At 71.6% G+C, this 15,873-nt stretch carries 13 protein-coding genes; 5 read left to right on the plus strand and 8 right to left on the minus strand.

Annotated features, from left to right (window positions below):
- Positions 1-311: 311 nt before the first annotated feature.
- The 7 genes from pstB to V6V47_RS29740 form a co-directional block, all read right to left on the minus strand.
- Positions 312-1,088 carry a phosphate ABC transporter ATP-binding protein PstB gene (pstB, locus tag V6V47_RS29710; protein WP_334631791.1) on the minus strand — a complete coding sequence of 259 codons (777 nt, stop codon included), beginning with the start codon at positions 1,086-1,088 and terminating at the stop codon, positions 312-314.
- Between the two features lie 17 nt (positions 1,089-1,105).
- Positions 1,106-2,194 carry a phosphate ABC transporter permease PstA gene (pstA, locus tag V6V47_RS29715; protein WP_334631792.1) on the minus strand — a complete coding sequence of 363 codons (1,089 nt, stop codon included), beginning with the start codon at positions 2,192-2,194 and terminating at the stop codon, positions 1,106-1,108.
- On the minus strand, positions 2,191-3,282 hold the full coding sequence (gene pstC / locus V6V47_RS29720; protein WP_334631793.1) for a phosphate ABC transporter permease subunit PstC: 1,092 nt from the start codon (positions 3,280-3,282) through the stop codon (positions 2,191-2,193). Before pstC ends, pstA begins: the two co-directional genes overlap by 4 nt.
- A gap of 38 nt (positions 3,283-3,320) precedes the next feature.
- On the minus strand, positions 3,321-4,421 hold the full coding sequence (pstS, locus tag V6V47_RS29725) for a phosphate ABC transporter substrate-binding protein PstS (RefSeq protein WP_334631794.1): 1,101 nt from the start codon (positions 4,419-4,421) through the stop codon (positions 3,321-3,323).
- Between the two features lie 308 nt (positions 4,422-4,729).
- A complete protein-coding gene (mshD, locus tag V6V47_RS29730) occupies positions 4,730-5,656 on the minus strand; it encodes a mycothiol synthase (protein ID WP_334631795.1) in 927 nt (308 codons plus the stop codon).
- 73 nt (positions 5,657-5,729) lie between these two features.
- Positions 5,730-6,575 (minus strand): polysaccharide deacetylase family protein, encoded by an 846-nt coding sequence (locus V6V47_RS29735; RefSeq protein ID WP_334631796.1) that lies wholly within the window; start codon positions 6,573-6,575, stop codon positions 5,730-5,732.
- 192 nt (positions 6,576-6,767) lie between these two features.
- Entirely contained in the window at positions 6,768-7,487 is a 720-nt protein-coding gene (locus tag V6V47_RS29740) for a winged helix-turn-helix transcriptional regulator (RefSeq protein ID WP_334631823.1), read from the minus strand.
- Positions 7,488-7,730: 243 nt separating this feature from the next.
- On the opposite strand from V6V47_RS29740, the gene V6V47_RS29745 reads away from it, so the two are divergent.
- The 5 genes from V6V47_RS29745 to V6V47_RS29765 all read left to right on the plus strand — a co-directional run bounded on the left by V6V47_RS29745 (position 7,731) and on the right by V6V47_RS29765 (position 11,254).
- The gene (locus tag V6V47_RS29745) at positions 7,731-8,786 is read left to right on the plus strand and encodes a hypothetical protein (RefSeq protein WP_334631797.1); all 1,056 of its coding nucleotides are present in this window, start codon (positions 7,731-7,733) and stop codon (positions 8,784-8,786) included.
- A 105-nt stretch (positions 8,787-8,891) separates the two neighbouring features.
- Positions 8,892-9,680 (plus strand): LmeA family phospholipid-binding protein, encoded by a 789-nt coding sequence (locus V6V47_RS29750; RefSeq protein WP_334631798.1) that lies wholly within the window; start codon positions 8,892-8,894, stop codon positions 9,678-9,680.
- A 115-nt stretch (positions 9,681-9,795) separates the two neighbouring features.
- Complete coding sequence (locus tag V6V47_RS29755; protein WP_310503780.1) at positions 9,796-9,873, plus strand: Ms5788A family Cys-rich leader peptide; 78 nt, start codon at positions 9,796-9,798, stop codon at positions 9,871-9,873.
- A 209-nt stretch (positions 9,874-10,082) separates the two neighbouring features.
- Positions 10,083-10,931, plus strand: coding sequence for a sulfurtransferase (locus V6V47_RS29760; protein ID WP_334631799.1), 849 nt, complete (start codon positions 10,083-10,085; stop codon positions 10,929-10,931).
- 2 nt (positions 10,932-10,933) lie between these two features.
- A complete protein-coding gene (locus V6V47_RS29765; RefSeq protein ID WP_334631800.1) occupies positions 10,934-11,254 on the plus strand; it encodes a DUF1416 domain-containing protein in 321 nt (106 codons plus the stop codon).
- Between the two features lie 69 nt (positions 11,255-11,323).
- On the opposite strand, the gene V6V47_RS29770 is transcribed toward V6V47_RS29765, so the two are convergent.
- The gene (locus V6V47_RS29770) at positions 11,324-15,703 is read right to left on the minus strand and encodes a S8 family serine peptidase (protein ID WP_334631801.1); all 4,380 of its coding nucleotides are present in this window, start codon (positions 15,701-15,703) and stop codon (positions 11,324-11,326) included.
- Positions 15,704-15,873: the final 170 nt, after the last annotated feature.

Here is a 15,873-nt window from a genome sequence, read left to right on the forward strand (position 1 = left end):
CCTCGCCCCGCCCCCGCCCCGCCCCCGCCCCCCGCGTCGATCTAGGGCATGTTGCTGCTAGTGGATCTTCGGGCGCAGCAATCTCCCCTAGATCGACGCGGGGAGGGGGGGTGACGCGGGGGGCGACGCGGGAAGCGACGCGCGGCGGGGGCGGCGCGGGGAGTGGCGGGGGGCGACGCGGGAAGCGACGCGCGGCGGGGAGCGACGCGGGGAGCGGCGCGGGGGGCGTGCGGGTTGAGTGCGATCGCCGGGTACGCCGAGGGGCGCCGGTCAGGTCGACCGACGCCCCTCGCGGACCGGGAACCAGCGGCTCAGCCGAAGCGGCCGGTGATGTAGTCCTCGGTCTTCTTCACGCTCGGGTTGCTGAAGATCTTCTGGGTGTTGTCGTACTCGATGAGCCGGCCCGGGTCGCCGGTCTTCTCGATCGAGAAGAAGGCGGTCCGGTCCGAGACCCGAGCGGCCTGCTGCATGTTGTGCGTCACGATGATGATCGTGAACTTGTCCTTGAGCTGGAACATCAAGTCCTCGATGGCCAGCGTCGAGATCGGGTCCAGCGCCGAGCAGGGCTCGTCCATCAGCACGACCTGCGGCTCGACCGCGATGGTCCGGGCGATGCAGAGCCGCTGCTGCTGACCGCCGGAGAGGCCCGCGCCGGGCTTGCCCAGCCGGTCCTTCACCTCATCCCACAGGTTCGCCGAGCGCAGCGCCTTCTCGGCCGCGTCCTCCAGGATCGACTTGCGGCGGACCCCGTTGAGCTTCAGCCCGGCCACCACGTTCTCGAAGATGCTCATGGTGGGGAACGGGTTCGGCCGCTGGAAGACCATGCCGATCGTGCGCCGGACCGCGGTGACGTCCACGTCCCGGTGGTAGATGTCCTGGTCGTCGATGGTCAGGCTGCCCTCGACCCGAGCGCCCGGCAGCACCTCGTGCATGCGGTTGATCGACCGCAGGAAGGTGGACTTGCCGCAGCCGGACGGGCCGATGAGTGCGGTGACCGTCTTCGGTTCGACGGTGAGGTTGATGTTCTCGATCGCCTTGAAGGCACCGTAGTAGGCGGTGACGTTCGCGGCTTGGACGCGCTTGGCCATGGTGGTACCTCCGGGGTTCATCGGCTGAGCCGGTTACGCCGAGCCAGCAACTTCGCCGCGATCGTCAGGATCAGCACGAGGGCGACCAGGGTGAGTGCCGCGGTCCACGCCCGGTCCGGCGCGTACTTCGACGCGCTGCCGGCCTGCTGGTAGACGTAGAGCGAGAGCGACGACTGGTTGTTCTCGAACGGGTTGAAGTTGATCGCGGCGCCACCGCCGGCGATCAGCAGCACCGGAGCGGTCTCGCCGGCCGCGCGGGCGATGGCGAGCATGACGCCGGTGACGATGCCCGGCAGTGCGGTGGGGAGCACCACCCGCAGGATGGTCTTCCACTTGGGCACCCCGAGGGCGTAGGCCCCCTCGCGCAGCGGCGCCGGCACGAGGCGCAGCATCTCCTCGGTGGAGCGGACGATGGTCGGCAGCATCAGCACCGCGAGGGCCAGGGCGGCGGCGAAGCCGGAGAAGGTCGGCCGGCCGTCGTTGAACCACGGCGACACGATCAGCACCCAGAACGCCAGCACGAACAGGCCGCTGACGATCGACGGGATACCCGTCATCACGTCGACGAAGAACCGGATCGCGAAGGCGAACTTGCCCCGGCCGTACTCGACGATGTAGATGGCGCAGAGCAGACCGAGCGGCACGGTGATGAGGGTGGCGATGCCGACCTGCTCCAGGGTGCCGATGATGGCGTGGTAGGCGCCGCCGTTCGGGTCCCGGGCGCCGATGTTGTTCATCGAGGTGAGGAAGAAGTCGGCGTCCAGCCGCTCGAAACCCTTGCTGAACAGCGTCCAGACCACCGAGACGAGCGGCACCACGGCCAGCACGAACGCGGAGTGGATCAGCGCGCTCCAGGTGCGGTTGCGGGCCGCCCGTCGCCCCTCGACGGCGTTGGCCGCCGCGAAGAGACCGACCAGGTAGAGCAACGCGCCCAGCACGACCACGAGGATCGGGCCGCCGATGCCCGCGCCGTAGACGATGGCGGCGGCGAGAGCCAGCGCCGCGACGGCGATGACCGGTGCGGCGTACGCGGGCAGCCGCCGGGCCCGGAGCGTCTCCGGCTGTGCCGGCGGCCGGGTGCGGTGCGAGGTGACCGTGGTGCTCATGCGGCGGACTCCGTGAACTCCCGGCGGCGGTAGATGATCGCCCGCGCGATGATGTTGACAACCAGGGTGATCGCGAAGAGCACCAGACCGGACGCGATCAGGGCCCCACGGCCGGTGTCGTTCGCCTCGGCGAAGCGGTTGGCGATGTTGGCGGCGATGGTGTTGCCGCCGGTCTCCAGCACGTTGAACGAGATGCTGTAGGTCGCGCCGAGGGTCAGCGCCAGCGCGATGGTCTCGCCGAGCGCCCGGCCCAGGCCGAGCATCACCGCGGCGATGATGCCGGGCCGCCCGTACGGCAGCACCGCGGTGCGCAGCATCTCCCAACGGGTGGCGCCCAGTGCGAGGGCGGCCTCTTCGTTCGCGGTCGGGGTCTGCCGGAACACCTCACGGGTCAGCGAGGTGATGATCGGCAGCACCATGATCGCCAGCACCAGGGAGCCGAGCAGGATCGAGTTCCCGTACGGGCCGTCGCCGCCGAAGATCGGGATCCAGCCGAAGTACTTGTTCAGCCAGCCCGAGAGGTCGGTGACCGGCCCGATGAGGTAGTCGCGGCCCCACAGGCCGAACACCACGCTGGGCACGGCGGCCAGCAGGTCGATCAGGAAGCCGAGTGCGTTGCCGAGCCGTCGGGGCGCGTAGTGCGACAGGTAGAGCGCGATGCCCATCGCCACCGGCACGGCCATGAGCAGCGCCAGCGCGGCGGTGAGCACCGTACCGAAGGCGAGCGCACCGATGCCGAACGTGGGCGGGTTGTCGTTCGGGAACCAGCCCTCGAAGGTCCAGAAGCCGGCGGTGTTGGCGCGTAGGGCCGGGATCGCCTTGGCGATCAGGAAGACCGCGATGGCGACGATGATGACCAGGACCGTCGTGCCGGCGGCCAGGGTGAGACCGTGGAAGGCCCGCTCGGCGCCGAAAGCGCGGGCCCGGGGCAGCGCGCCGCCGCCGCCCAGCCCGGAACCGTCGGGGGAACGGGTGCTGACTGGTGCCTCGGCCACACGCGCCGAGGCACCGGCGGGCCACTCGTGACTCTGGGTCACGCGCGTCCCGCCGGTGCCGGCGTCGGCCGAGCGGTGAGGGGTTTCACCCATCTGCTCGCTCGATTCGGTTGCGGAGTGGTGGGGTCGGGTCAGGAGAGGTTCTTGACCGCGGCTTCGACCTTGGTCCGGACCGTCTCCGGCAGCGGGGCGTAGCCCAGCTCGGTGAGAGAGGCCTGGCCCTCAGCGCTGGCGGCGTGGCCGAGCAGGCCCTTGACCAGCTTCAGCTTGTCGGCCGCGAGGCCCTTGCTGCAGACGATCTCGTACGTCGCCAGGACGATCGGGTACGCCCCGGCCTCCTTGGTGTTGTAGTCGATCGACAGCTTGAGGTCGTCGCCCTGGCCCGCGATCTTGGCCCCGGCGATGGTCTTGCCGGCCGACTCGGCGGTCAGCGCGGCGAACTCGCCCGCACCGTTGCCGACCTTGGCCATCTTCAGGCTGGCGTTCTCGGCGTACGACCACTCGACGTAGCCGATGGTGCCGTCCGTGCTCTTGATCTTGCTGGCAACGCCGTCCGACTTCGCGGCACCCACGCCACCCGGGGCCTTCCAGGCCTTCGCGTTGCCCAGGGTCCAGTCCGCCTCGGCGGTCTTGGAGAGGAACTTGGTGAAGTTGTCGGTGGTGCCCGACTCGTCCGAGCGGTGGACGGCCTGGATGGCGGTCGACGGCAGCTTGGCGTCCGGGTTGTCGGCCTTGATGGCCGGGTCGTCCCACTTGGTCACCTTGCCGGCGAAGATCTTCGCCAGGGTGGCCGGCTTGACCTGGAGGTTGTCCACGCCGTTGAGGTTGTAGGCGACGGCCACCGGGCCGATGACCATCGGCAGGTTGATGGCGGCGCCACCGGCGCACTTGGCGTCGGCCTTCGGCTGCTCCTCCGGCTTGAGCGCGGAGTCGGAGCCGGCGAAGTCGGCGGTGCCGCTGATGAACGCCGTAATGCCGGCGCCGGAGCCCGAGGGCTCGTAGTTGATCGTGACGCCCTTGCACTGCTGCTGGTACGCCTTGATCCACTCGTCCATGGCGTTCTTCTGCGCCGACGAGCCCTGGGCGTTCACCGTGCCGGTGGCGCAGTCGACCGCGGCGGCCGAGCCCGAAGCGCTGCTGCTGGGCTCGTTGTTGTCCGAGCCGCATGCACTGAGACCGAGCGTCGCGGTAAGAGCGAGGCAGGCAAGAGTGCCGTACCGCTGGAGCTTCACCTGAGGGGTTTCCCTTCGCGTCTGACTTGGCACCCCGATCCCGGGGCCCGAGGACCGGCGCTGACCGGCTGATACGAAAGTTAGAAGTGCCAGGTAGCCGGTTCGCCGGTCGCAAGTGAACGCAAGGTGAACACGTACGGCCCTCAGGGTGGCCGCTCGCTGAGGGTGAGTTGTCCGTTAAGTGAACTCGGGTACGCCTGTCGGAAGTATGGGCATATTTCCGGTTGGGCGTTATCTCGCTGACACGCGGCCGTTATCCCTCGGTGACCCCGCGCCAGCGGAGGCTGACCATCGGTCAGCTCGGCTGGTCAGCCCAGGTGGTAGTTGATGTGCGCGGCCCAGCGGGCGAAGCCCATCCGCTCGTAGAGCGCGACCGCCCCGGCGTTCGAGTCGTCCACGTACAGCATCACCCGGTCGAGACCGCGCCGGTCCCGCAGGTACGCCAGCCCCGCGGTGGTCAGCGCCCGACCGAGCCCGCCGCCGTGCGCGGTCGGATCCACGCCGAGCACGTACACCTCGCCCATCCGGGCCGACCCTGGGCGCTCGTGCACCTTGGTCCAGTGGAAGCCGAGCAGCCGGCCGGTCGCGCTCTCCTCGGCGAGCAGGAAGCCGGCCGGGTCGAACCACGGCTCGGTCAGCCGGACCCGCAGGTCCTCCGACGTCCACCCGCCCTGGTCGGGGAGCTCGACGAAGGCCCGCGCGTTGAGGGTCAGCCAGGCGGCGTCGTCCTCGCCCGGCCGGAACGGGCGCAGCGCCACCCCGTCGGGCAGTCGCGGCTCGCCGAGCGGGGCGGCCAGTGACCGGCGCAGTTGCCAGAGCACCCGGGCTCGGGTGAATCCGAGGTCGACCGCGAGCGCCGCGGCCGACGGGTGGTCGCCGTGCGCCCACGCCCGCAGCGGCCCGGTGGCCGAGGCGAGCACACCCCGGGCCAGCGCCCGTCCGGTGCCCCGCCGCCGGTACGCGGGGTGCACCACCAGCTCGACCCCGTTGCCGCCGACCGGATCGGTGGTGTCCAGGTGCGCGTACCCGCTGAGGGTGCCGTCGTCGGCCCGGGCGATCAGGTGCACGGCCGGGGCCTCGGGGTCACGCAGCCGGAGCAGCACGTGCTCGTCGAGCGGGTCCGCGCCGTCGGTGTCCCCCGCTGTCCGGGCCAGGGCCAGCACGTCGTCGATCTCCGTCGGGGCCAGTCGGTCGGTCCGGGTCACCTGGTCGCTGGTCGGCTCCGCGCTGCTCATCCCGTCACCGTAGCTGCCGGGAACGGTGGTCGGCCGCCATCCCGGGTCGCCCGGCTCCGGGGTGCCCGCCAACTCACGTCGGGTCGGTGGGCAACGCCTCCAGCTCGAATCGCTGGGTCAGGTCGGACAGGATCGGACGGAGCGCGTCCACCGTGCCCTGCCGGTCACCGCCAGCGTCGTGCATCAGCACCACCGAGCCCGCCGCGACCTGGGTGAGCACCGTACTCACGACCTTGCTGGCACCGGGAACCTGCCAGTCCGACGGGTCCACCGACCAGTGCAGCGGGGTCATGCCGAGTTGCTGCGCCACCGACACCACGGGGGCGGTCCAGGCGCCGCCGGGCTGCCGGTACCAGACGATCGGCGCGGCCGGCACCGCTGCCCGGATCGCCGCGTTGGTGCGCTCCAGGTCGGCCCGGATCGCATCCGCCGAGCGCTCGCCCAGGGTGACGTCGTGGTGCCACGAGTGGTTGCACAGGCTGTGCCCCTCGGCCGTGATCGCCTGGATCAGGTCGGGGTGGCTCTGGGCGTTCTCGCCCACCACGCAGAACGTGGCCTTGACGTCGAACTCCCGCAGAATGGCGAGGACCTGCGGGGTGTAGCGCGGGTCCGGCCCGTCGTCGAAGGTCAGCGCGACCCGCTCGGTGCCGGTGGTGGTGCGCGCGCCGAAGACGCGATCGCTCTCGGCGACCTGCCCCGGTGGGTTCTGCCCCGACCCGTCCTGGCCGGTCTCGACCGGGCCGGCGTCCTGGCTGGCGGTCGGGCCCCCGCTGGGTTCGTCGCCGAAGGGTTGGTCGGCGTACTGCGGTGCGTTGGCGGTCGTGGTGGTCCCGTTGGCGTGCCGCTGGGGTTGGTCAGGGACGAGACTGCGGCCCAGCAGGTACGCCGAGCCGAGCAGCGCCGCCACCACCACCGTCACGAGCCCTGCCGTCCGCGCGGTCGAGCCGCCCCGCGTCACGGCTTCCGCCCGGCTGACCGGTCACGCCGGCCCGTCGCCCCCGTGGTCGATGCACGCACCGTCGCCCCTTTCTCCGACAAACCCGGCAGTCAGAATAGAACCGCCAAGTTGCGCAAAAAGGGCATATGGGAAACAGTCCCCGGGGTGGGGGAGTCAGACGGGCAGCGGCGCGTGCTCCGCCTCAGGCAGCGACCGCGACGGCGGAACGACGAACTTGTAACCCACCTGCCGGACGGTGCCGATCATCGACTCGTACTCCGAGCCGAGCTTGGCGCGCAGCCGCCGGACGTGCACGTCCACGGTTCGGGTGCCGCCGAAGTAGTCGTACCCCCAGACCTCGCGCAGAAGTTGGTCCCGGGTGAACACCCGGCCCGGGTGCTGGGCCAGGAACTTCAGCAGCTCGAACTCCTTGTAGGTGAGGTCGAGCGGACGCCCCTTCAGCTTGGCGGCGTACGTGTCCGGGTCGATGGTCAGCTCGCCGGCGCGGATCGAGCCGCCGGCACCAGCGGTCGCGTTGCCCAATCGGCCCACCGCGAGCCGCAGTCGTGCCTCCACCTCGGCGGGGCCCGCCGAGGCGAGGATGACGTCGTCGACGCCCCAGTCGGCGTTCAGTGCGATCAAGCCGGCCTCGGTGACCACCGCGACCAGCGGCACCCCGAGCCCGGTGGCGTGCAGCATCCGGCAGGTCGCCCGAGCCTCGCTCAACTCCGATCGCGCGTCCACCAGCACCGCGTCCGGGCTGGGGCCAGCGACCAGGGTGCGGACATCACGCGGTGCCGTGCGGACCGAATGGGGCAGCAGGTCGAGTGCCGGCAGCACAGCGGAAGGCTCGCCTGCGCGCGCGGTCACCAGCAGCAGGATCTCCACGATCACCTCCGTCCCGGCGGCACGCGGCCGCGCGCGACCAGTCACACTCGCGAGGAGTGCACTGAAGAACTTGCGTGGGTCCCGGCGTCGCTGACGGGCGGGTAACGGGGTTGAGCGTAGCCGATCGCCTCGGCCGCGCCGCCGGAGCATTTCCTGTTTGTCTACCTTGCCCCTGATCGTGGCACGGTTTTTAACGTTGCCGAAACCCGTGACGACCGCGTCGGTCGGTCTGTCTGGCACGATCGGGGCGTGTTTCCCTCCACCTCGCCCGAGGCCGGCCGCGAGTCGTGGCCCGACGGGCCCCGTTCGGGCCCGGCCGCTCCGACCCGTGGTCACCCGCCCGCGCCCCGCACCGGCCCAACCGTCGACGACGGCGAACGCCGTGAACGGGGCGGCCCTCGCCGGGCTCGCCGCTCCGGGGAGCCGGCCCGCCGCGCCGACGACGAGGTCGACGAGCCGGAAGAGGAGGAGATTCCCCCGGTCGAGGTGCGCCGCCCGCTCGCGCTCACCATCGCCGGCTTCGCCGCGCTGCTCGGCGTCGGCCTGGTTCTCGGCGCGCAGACCTCGGGCCCGGGTCACCGGCTGCCGTTCGCGTTCATCATCTTCGGCGTACAACTGCTGTTCGTGCTCGCCTGGACGATGGCCATGCGGCCGCCGGCGCTGCTGCTGGTCGCCGGGATCAGCGCGGCGGTCGCCGCGGCGGCCGACGTCGCCGCGGTGCAGTCCGACATCGCCGGCCTGGCGCCACTGGGCTACCTGGCCGCCGGCGGGCTCCTCGCCGCGGTGCTCGGCCAACTGGTCCGCCGGGTCGACCGGGTCCGGGTCACCGATTCCCTGGGCGCCACGCTGCTCATCGTGGTGGGAGTGGTGGCCTTCGGCACCCTCATCGTGCTCAGCCGGATCCCGGCCGGCACCCAGGCGATCACGGTCTGTCTGACCGCGAGCGGAGTCGCGCTGACCGTCGCCCGGCTCACCGACGCGGTGCTGCCCTGGCCCCGGCTGGCTCCACAGGTGCCCCGGGGTGCGGCCGGCGTGGTTGCCGGCGCGATGGTCGGCACGCTGGTCAGCGCTCTTCTCGGCGGTTACCTGGTGGCACCCTTCACGCCGACCCGGGCCGCGGTGATCGGCCTGGTCGCGGCGGTCACCGCCGTGCTCTCCGACCTCGCCGTCGGGTACGCGGAGGCGGGCCGGCTGATGGCCGGGGAGTTGCCCACCATGTGGGTCGCCCGGCACATGCAGGGTCCGCTCGGGGGCTTCGCCCTGGCCGCGCCGGCCGCGTACGCCATGTGCATGCTCTTCCTCTGATCGCACGATTGAGCCCGGAGCCGGTCGGGTACCTATGGGTGCGCCGCGCTGCGGCACCGGTACGGACGCCCCGTCGCACCTTGGCGGGCGGAGACAGGAGGCGGCGTGGCGCAGGAGTATCCGGCGAGTGAGGTCCGACCCCGGCGGCGTGGCCGCAAGGTGTTCATCACCCTGGTCGTCCTGCTCGTGCTGGTGGCGGGCCTGCTGGTCGTCGCGGACCGGGTAGCGGTCGGGGTGGCCGAGCGGACCATCGCCGACCGGGTGAGCCAGGAGGTCGCCAAGCAGGGTGCGCAGTCCACCCGGCCCGACGTCGAGGTCGGTGGGGTTCCGTTCCTCACCCAGGTGCTCGATGGCCGCTACGAGCGGATCTCGATCAAACTGCGGGACGTGCAGGCCTCGGTCGAGGGCGACGCGGTCCGGCTCCCGGTGCTCAATGTGGACGCTCGCAACGTGCGTGCCTCGTTGGACACTCTGCGCACCGGCCAGGGCGATGTCATCGCGGACACCGTGAACGGCACGGGCACGATCAGCTACGACAGTCTCGCCGCGCTGCTGAACCGGCCGGGGCTCACCCTCGGCGAGCAGAACGGCAAGCTCGCCGTCACCGCACCGGCCGACATCCTCGGCCGCAAGCTCACCATCAACGGCACCGCCGACGTCACGGTCGGCAAGGACGGCGCGGTCGCCCTGCGATTCAACGACCTGGACGCGGAGGGTCTGCCGAATCTGCCGCTCGCCCGCGCGTTCCTGACCAACTACGCCAAGAGCATCTCCATCGACGTGCCCCTGCCCGACCTGCCGTTCCAACTCGCCGTCCGGGAGGTCCGGCCGCTGCCCGAGGGGCTGGCGGTCACCGCCGACGCGAAGAACGTACCGATCAACTCCGCCAGCTGAGGGGCCTCGTCGTCGGACGGTGGTGGGATGCCGGGCCGACCGGCGGCCTGGGATTGATCCCGGATGCTGGTCGGCTCGGTGGCAGGTCGGTCACCGGCTGGTAGGCTGCCTGCTCATGGGGACTCACCTCACCAAACGGCGCGCGGTCGACCTGTGCCGCGTGGCCACCTGCCTGTGTCGCCCCGTCATCTGACGGCGGGGCTGTCTCCGGCCGCCTGACGGCGGCCACCGGCACGCAGGGTTTCCATACCCTCCGGTGATCCCATCGAACGCCCGGCAGCGGCGCCGTCGCACGAACCCGTGATCCCGTCCTTCCGCTGGGTCCCGCGCGTGGTGCGACTGATACCTCCAATCGATACTCGCGCGTTGGCTCACCATCCATCCTCACCAGGGAGTGATTCGATGAGTCGCGACACCGCACTCGTCTCGGCCGAGTGGGCCGAGAAGAACCTCGACGCCCCGGGCGTCGTCTTCGTCGAGGTCGACGAGGACACCTCGGCCTACGACAACAGCCACATCGCCGGCGCGATCAAGCTCGACTGGAAGACCGACCTGCAGGACCCGATCCGTCGGGACTTCGTCAACAAGAGCCAGTTCGAGGTGCTGCTCTCCGAGCGGGGCATCAGCAACGACGACACCGTCATCCTGTACGGCGGCAACAACAACTGGTTCGCGGCCTACGCCTACTGGTACTTCAAGCTCTACGGCCACGGCGACGTGAAGCTGCTCGACGGCGGTCGCAAGAAGTGGGAGCTGGACGCCCGCCCGCTGGTGACCGACGCGGCGACCCGCCCGGCGACGCAGTACGTCGCGCAGGAGCCGGACACCTCCATCCGTGCCTTCCGGGACGAGGTCGTCGAGGCGATCGGCACCAAGAACCTGGTCGACGTGCGCAGCCCCGACGAGTTCGCCGGCCGGCTGCTCGCCCCCGCCCACCTGCCGCAGGAGCAGGCGCAGCGGGCCGGTCACATTCCGACCGCGATCAGCGTGCCGTGGTCCAAGGCGGCCAACGAGGACGGCACCTTCAAGTCCGACGACGAGCTGCGCAAGATCTACGCCTCCGCCGGGCTCGACGACGGCAAGGAGACCATCGCCTACTGCCGGATCGGTGAGCGCTCCTCGCACACCTGGTTCGTGCTCCAGGAGCTGCTGGGTCACCGCAACGTGAAGAACTACGACGGCTCCTGGACCGAGTACGGCTCGCTGGTCGGCGTGCCGGTCGCCCTCGGCGATGAGCCCGGGGAGGTCTGACCATGACCGCTCCCACCGCCGCGGGTTGCGCCGCACCGGACCAGGCCGCGCCGTTGCCGGCCAGCCTGGACCTGGAGAAGGAAACCGTGATCACGGGCATCGTCCGCTCCGAGGAGGACGAGGCCGTGGCGGGCGCGTACGTCCGGCTGCTCGACTCGACCGGTGAGTTCACGGCCGAGGTGGTCACCTCGGCGGCCGGTCAGTTCCGGTTCTTCGCCGCGCCGGGCACGTGGACGCTGCGTGCGCTCTCCCGCCACGGCAACGGCGACCTCGCCCTGACCGCCGGCCGGGGCATCAACGAGGTCAGCGTCACCGTCGCCTGACCCGCACCGCTGATCGACCGGGGCCGGTCACCCACCAAGGGTGACCGGCCCCGGTCGCTTGCGGACAGGTCAGATGCCGCCGACCCGGTTGCAGGACGTGGCTGGTTCGAGCCCGAAGTCGAGCGTGTCGACGATGCCCGCCTCGATCCGGGTGCGCTGCGTCTCCGACACCCAGCCGTCGCTGGCCACCAGCACCTCGTAGCGTCCTCGCGGCAGCCACCACGCGTACCGGCCCTGGGCGTTCGCCGTCAGGGTGTGGCCGATGGTGGTGCCCGCCCGGTTCAGCCGTACGGTCGCCGGAACTCCGACGGTCAGCCCGCCGCAGCTCACACCGGTGACGGTGCCCTGGACCTTGCCCCAACTGGCCGGCGGTGACACGTGCATCGTCACCGCCACGGTGGACACCGGGTACGGCGTGGTCGACGCGATGGCCACCTCGCCGGAGTGGGTGCCCGGTTGGGTCACGCCGGCCGCCGCGGTGGCGCTCAGCTTGACGCTGACCGTCCGGGACGCGCCCTGGGCCAGGGTGAAGCTGCGCGGTGCGGTGGAGAGCCAGGGCAGGTCCGCTTCTCCAGCACAGAGCTCCAGGCCACCCAGCCGCTCACTCCCGGCCGACCCCACGAACGCGGAGGGCGAACCACCGATCGCGTAGGCGCCGCAGGCACCGGCGCCCCGGTACCGACTGAACTGGGCGTTGGGCAGGTCCCGCCATCCGCCCGCCACCGGGTCGTACGCGATGGTCCGGTTGGTGGCCGTGGTGGACGCGGCGGTGACCCCGCCGGCCAGCACCAGCAGGCCACCGGCCGCCGCGTACTGGGAACCCCAGAGGTCCAGCGGCAGGTCAGGTAGCGGGCTCCAGGTGTTCGCCGCCGGGTCGTAACGGTGGGCGTCGGTGTACTCGGTGCTGCCGGCGCCACCGGCGCAGTAGACCGCGCTGCCGATCCCGCCGCAGGAGAGCCAGGAGACCGGGTGCGGGTAGCTCGCGCCGGTACGGAACGCCCCGGTCGCCGGGTCGAAGACGACCAGCCGGGTCGAGTCCGTGCAGTCGTTGTCGAGGCAACCCCCGACCAGGTAGACCTTCCCATCGGCCACCGCGCCACCGGCCGCCGCCACCGGGAACGGGTTGGTCGCCCCCGGCACCGTGCTCCACGTGCCCGCTGCCGGGTCGAACACGTCCACCGAAGCGACGGTGTCGCCGTCGACGTTCCAACCACCGAGCACGTACAGCCTGCCGCCGACCGCCGCCGCGACCGGCTTGGAACGGGCGGTCGGCAGGTCGGGCAGCGCGGACCAGGCGTCCGTGCCGGGGTCGTACCGCCAGACCTTGCCCTCCAGGCCGCTGCCGCCGCCACCGCCAACCGAGTAGACCAGGCCGTCCAGGTTGGCCGCCGCGTTGTCGTAGATCTCCGCCGGCAGGTCGGCGATCCTGGCCCAGGCGTCGTCCGCCCGTGGTGCGGCCTGCGGAGCCGACCCGCCGTACCCGGTGCCGGTCCGGGCCTTGCTGATCCCCTTCATCTTCTGTTCCCGCAGCGGCGCGCCGGCCTTGGACAGCAGCTCGAACCGTCCGGCGCGTTCCACCAGATCGACGGTGGCAGGCGCGGTGCCGGTGTTCCGTACCGTCACCTTCCTGGTCCGGGTGCTGCCGTACTGCTGGTACGACTCGATGGCGGTCGGTGTGACGGTGAGCCGGCCGGCGGCCAGCGCGAAGTCCGATCGGCGGGTGTCGTCGGCCGCCACGGTCACCGGCTTCGTGAGGGTCCGGTACGGCGATCGGCTGGCGGTGAATCGGCGCGTCCCGGTCAGGCTCGAGTAGAGCCAGTAGAAGCCGTCCGACAGGTTCGGGTCTTCCGGCGTCGCGGCCGAGGTGCCACGCTCGGTCGGCCGGTCGGTGCTGACCACGGTGATTCCGTTGCGCGGCGCGTCGGTGTTGCGGTCGGTGGTCACGCCGAGCACCAGCCCACCGGGCTTCGGCGCGCAGTCGCGGTTGACCACCTGTACGTCGTCCACCTCCCACCACCAGGCGAAGGTGCCGTTGAAGCGGAACCGCACCTGAACGGCGGCTGCCCCGCCCGCCGTATCCAGTGGGACCTCCTCGACCCGCGGCCCGCGCCGGCTGTCGGTCTGGTGCCAGACGTTGGTCCAGGAGCTGCCGCCGTCCGTCGAGACGTCCACGTCGGCGGTGTCGCTGACGCCGACCGCCCGCCAGTCGCTGCGGAAACGCAGCACCGGCGCCGGTGCCGAGCTCAGGTTGACGGCGGGAGTCACCAGATCGGTGTCCTGGACGTTGTCGGCACCGTGCCGGTCGCTGTCGACGATGGCGAAGTTCCCGGCGCCGCCGGTGAGGTTGCCCCGTGCGCCGAGGTCGGTGAAGGCCCAACCGCCGCCCTCGGTGCGGTTACGGACCGTCCAGCCCGCCGGCACCCCGGTGCCGTCGAAGCTCTCGCTCAGCAGTGGCGTGCCGAAACTGCCCGTGTAGCCGGCCGCCGAGCAGGTCGCCTCGACCGGTACGGCGATGTCGGCCCGTACCGGCCCGGCGCCCGCCACCACGTCCCGGGTGACCGCTCGGTAGCCCGGGTAGTGGGCGGTCACGGTCATCCGGTGGCTGGCGTTGCCCGGGATGGTGAACGAGTACCGCCCACTCGCCGGGTCGGTGAAGACCGGCCCGCCGGGTCGGCCGGCGACCTCGATCCGGGCGTAGAGCGGCCAGCCGTGCCCCGAGCCGTCGGTGACCCGGCCGCTGACGGTGACCGTCGGGTTTCGCACCAGGGCGAAGTCCCGGGTGACCGTGGCGCCCTCGGCGACGGTGAGGGTCGCCGACTGGCTGGCGTAGCCGTACGCGCTGACGGTGACCGTGGTCGCGCCGGCCGGCACGGTGAGCGAGTACCGGCCGTCCGCGTCGGTGGTGGCGCTGCGGCTGCCGTCGCCGACGGTCGCGCCAGCGATCGGGTCACCGCCGGCCGCCTCGGTCACCGTGCCGGCGATCCGCCCCACCTGACCGCGCGGGGCGGCCTGCACCGCCGCGTACGCGTCCAGCCGGCCCTCGCCGAAGATGTTGTTGTCGGCGGCGGTGCCGCCGCAGGTGGTGGCGTCGACGTCCCGTGCCGTCCGGTCCAGCAGCTCCTCGGTGGCGCCGATGTCGCCCCTCAGGGTCTGCGCCGCCGACCAGATCAGCGCGACCGTGCCGGCGACGTGGGGCGCGGCCATCGAGGTGCCGTTCAGTACGGCGTACCCGTCGCCGGGGACGCTGGAGCGCACGTCACCACCGGGGGCCGCCACGTTCGGCTTGTAGGACCGGGGGTCGGTCGCGTCACCCCGGCCGGAGAACTCGGAGATGGCGTCGTCGACGCCGTACGCCCCGACCGCGTACGCGTTGGCGTTGTCGCCGGGGGAGCCGGCGCTGCCGCAGTCGGGCCCGTCGTTGCCGGAGGAGAAGACCGGGAACATCCCCGCCGCCCGCCAGGCCGCGATGGTCTGTTGGTACCACGGGTCCCCGCCGGCACCGCCCCAGGAATTGTTGATCACGTCCGGGCGCAGGTCCGGGCGGGGATTCCGCCCGGTCAGGTCGGTCGGCGCCAGCACCCACTGACCGGCGGCGAGCAGCGACGCGTCGGAGCAGGTGTCGACCTCGCAACCCTTGGCCGCGATCCACCGGGCACCGGGGGCGACGCCGATCTGGTTGCCGGCGCCGTCGTCGCCGACCATCGTGCCCATGGTGTGCGTACCGTGGCTGTTGTTGTCGCAGGGTGCCGCGCTCGGGCACGCTCCGGCGGGGTCGTACCAGTTGTAGTCGTGGTCGAAGGCACCGCCACCGACGGTTCCCCGGTACGCCCCGACCAGCGCCGGGTGGTCGTACTGGACGCCGCTGTCGATGTTGGCGACCACCACTCCCGCCCCCCGGTCGCTGAACTCGCTCCACACGCGCGGCGCGTTGATGTTGGTGAGCCCCCACTCGACGGCGTTGGTGCCGGCCCGGTTGCCAGCGGCCGGCGCGGGTCGGGCGAGCGGGTAGCTGCGGCTGGCTTCGATCCGCGCCACCTCGGGACGCTTGGCGATCTCGTCGACCAGTCGCCGGTCACCGGTCACGCGCACCGCGTTGGCGATCCAGTACGCGGTGTGCGGTGCCTTGCGGGCCGTCAACAGTGCCCGCAGGTCGCGCTGGCTCCGCTCGGCGGTCGTGGTGAGCAGCCGGTGCACCTCCCGGGCCCGGTCGTCCGGGTCGCGCAGCCGGGCGGTCTCCGCCACGGGCGCGGTCGCACGCAGGTAGACCAGGAAGATCCCGCTGCCGGTCGTACCGAGTTGGCTGAGCAATCGTTGGTTGACGCTCGCATGGGCCGGCGCAGGTGCGGCGCGTGCCGCGACCACGGGCTGGCCGGTGAGGCCCAGCAGGGCCGCGGTGCACGCTACGGCCGTTCGCCAGAGGGCGGACCGCGCGGATGTCGGTTGGAACACTCTTCCTCCCCACCTCACAGGTCCCGATCGTTTCGGGACCGGCGCACCGCGGCCGCGCGCAACGATCGGGCGTGTGCACGCGGTGCTGAAGTGGATAACGGCGGCCCCTGCATGGTCAGTGACGAGTCGAGATCCTGACCCTGGGCTGCGCCCGGGCCGGAGGACCGCCC

It is taken from the genome of Micromonospora sp. CPCC 205539, from assembly GCF_036906815.1.
Classification (GTDB): Bacteria; Actinomycetota; Actinomycetes; order Mycobacteriales; family Micromonosporaceae; genus Micromonospora.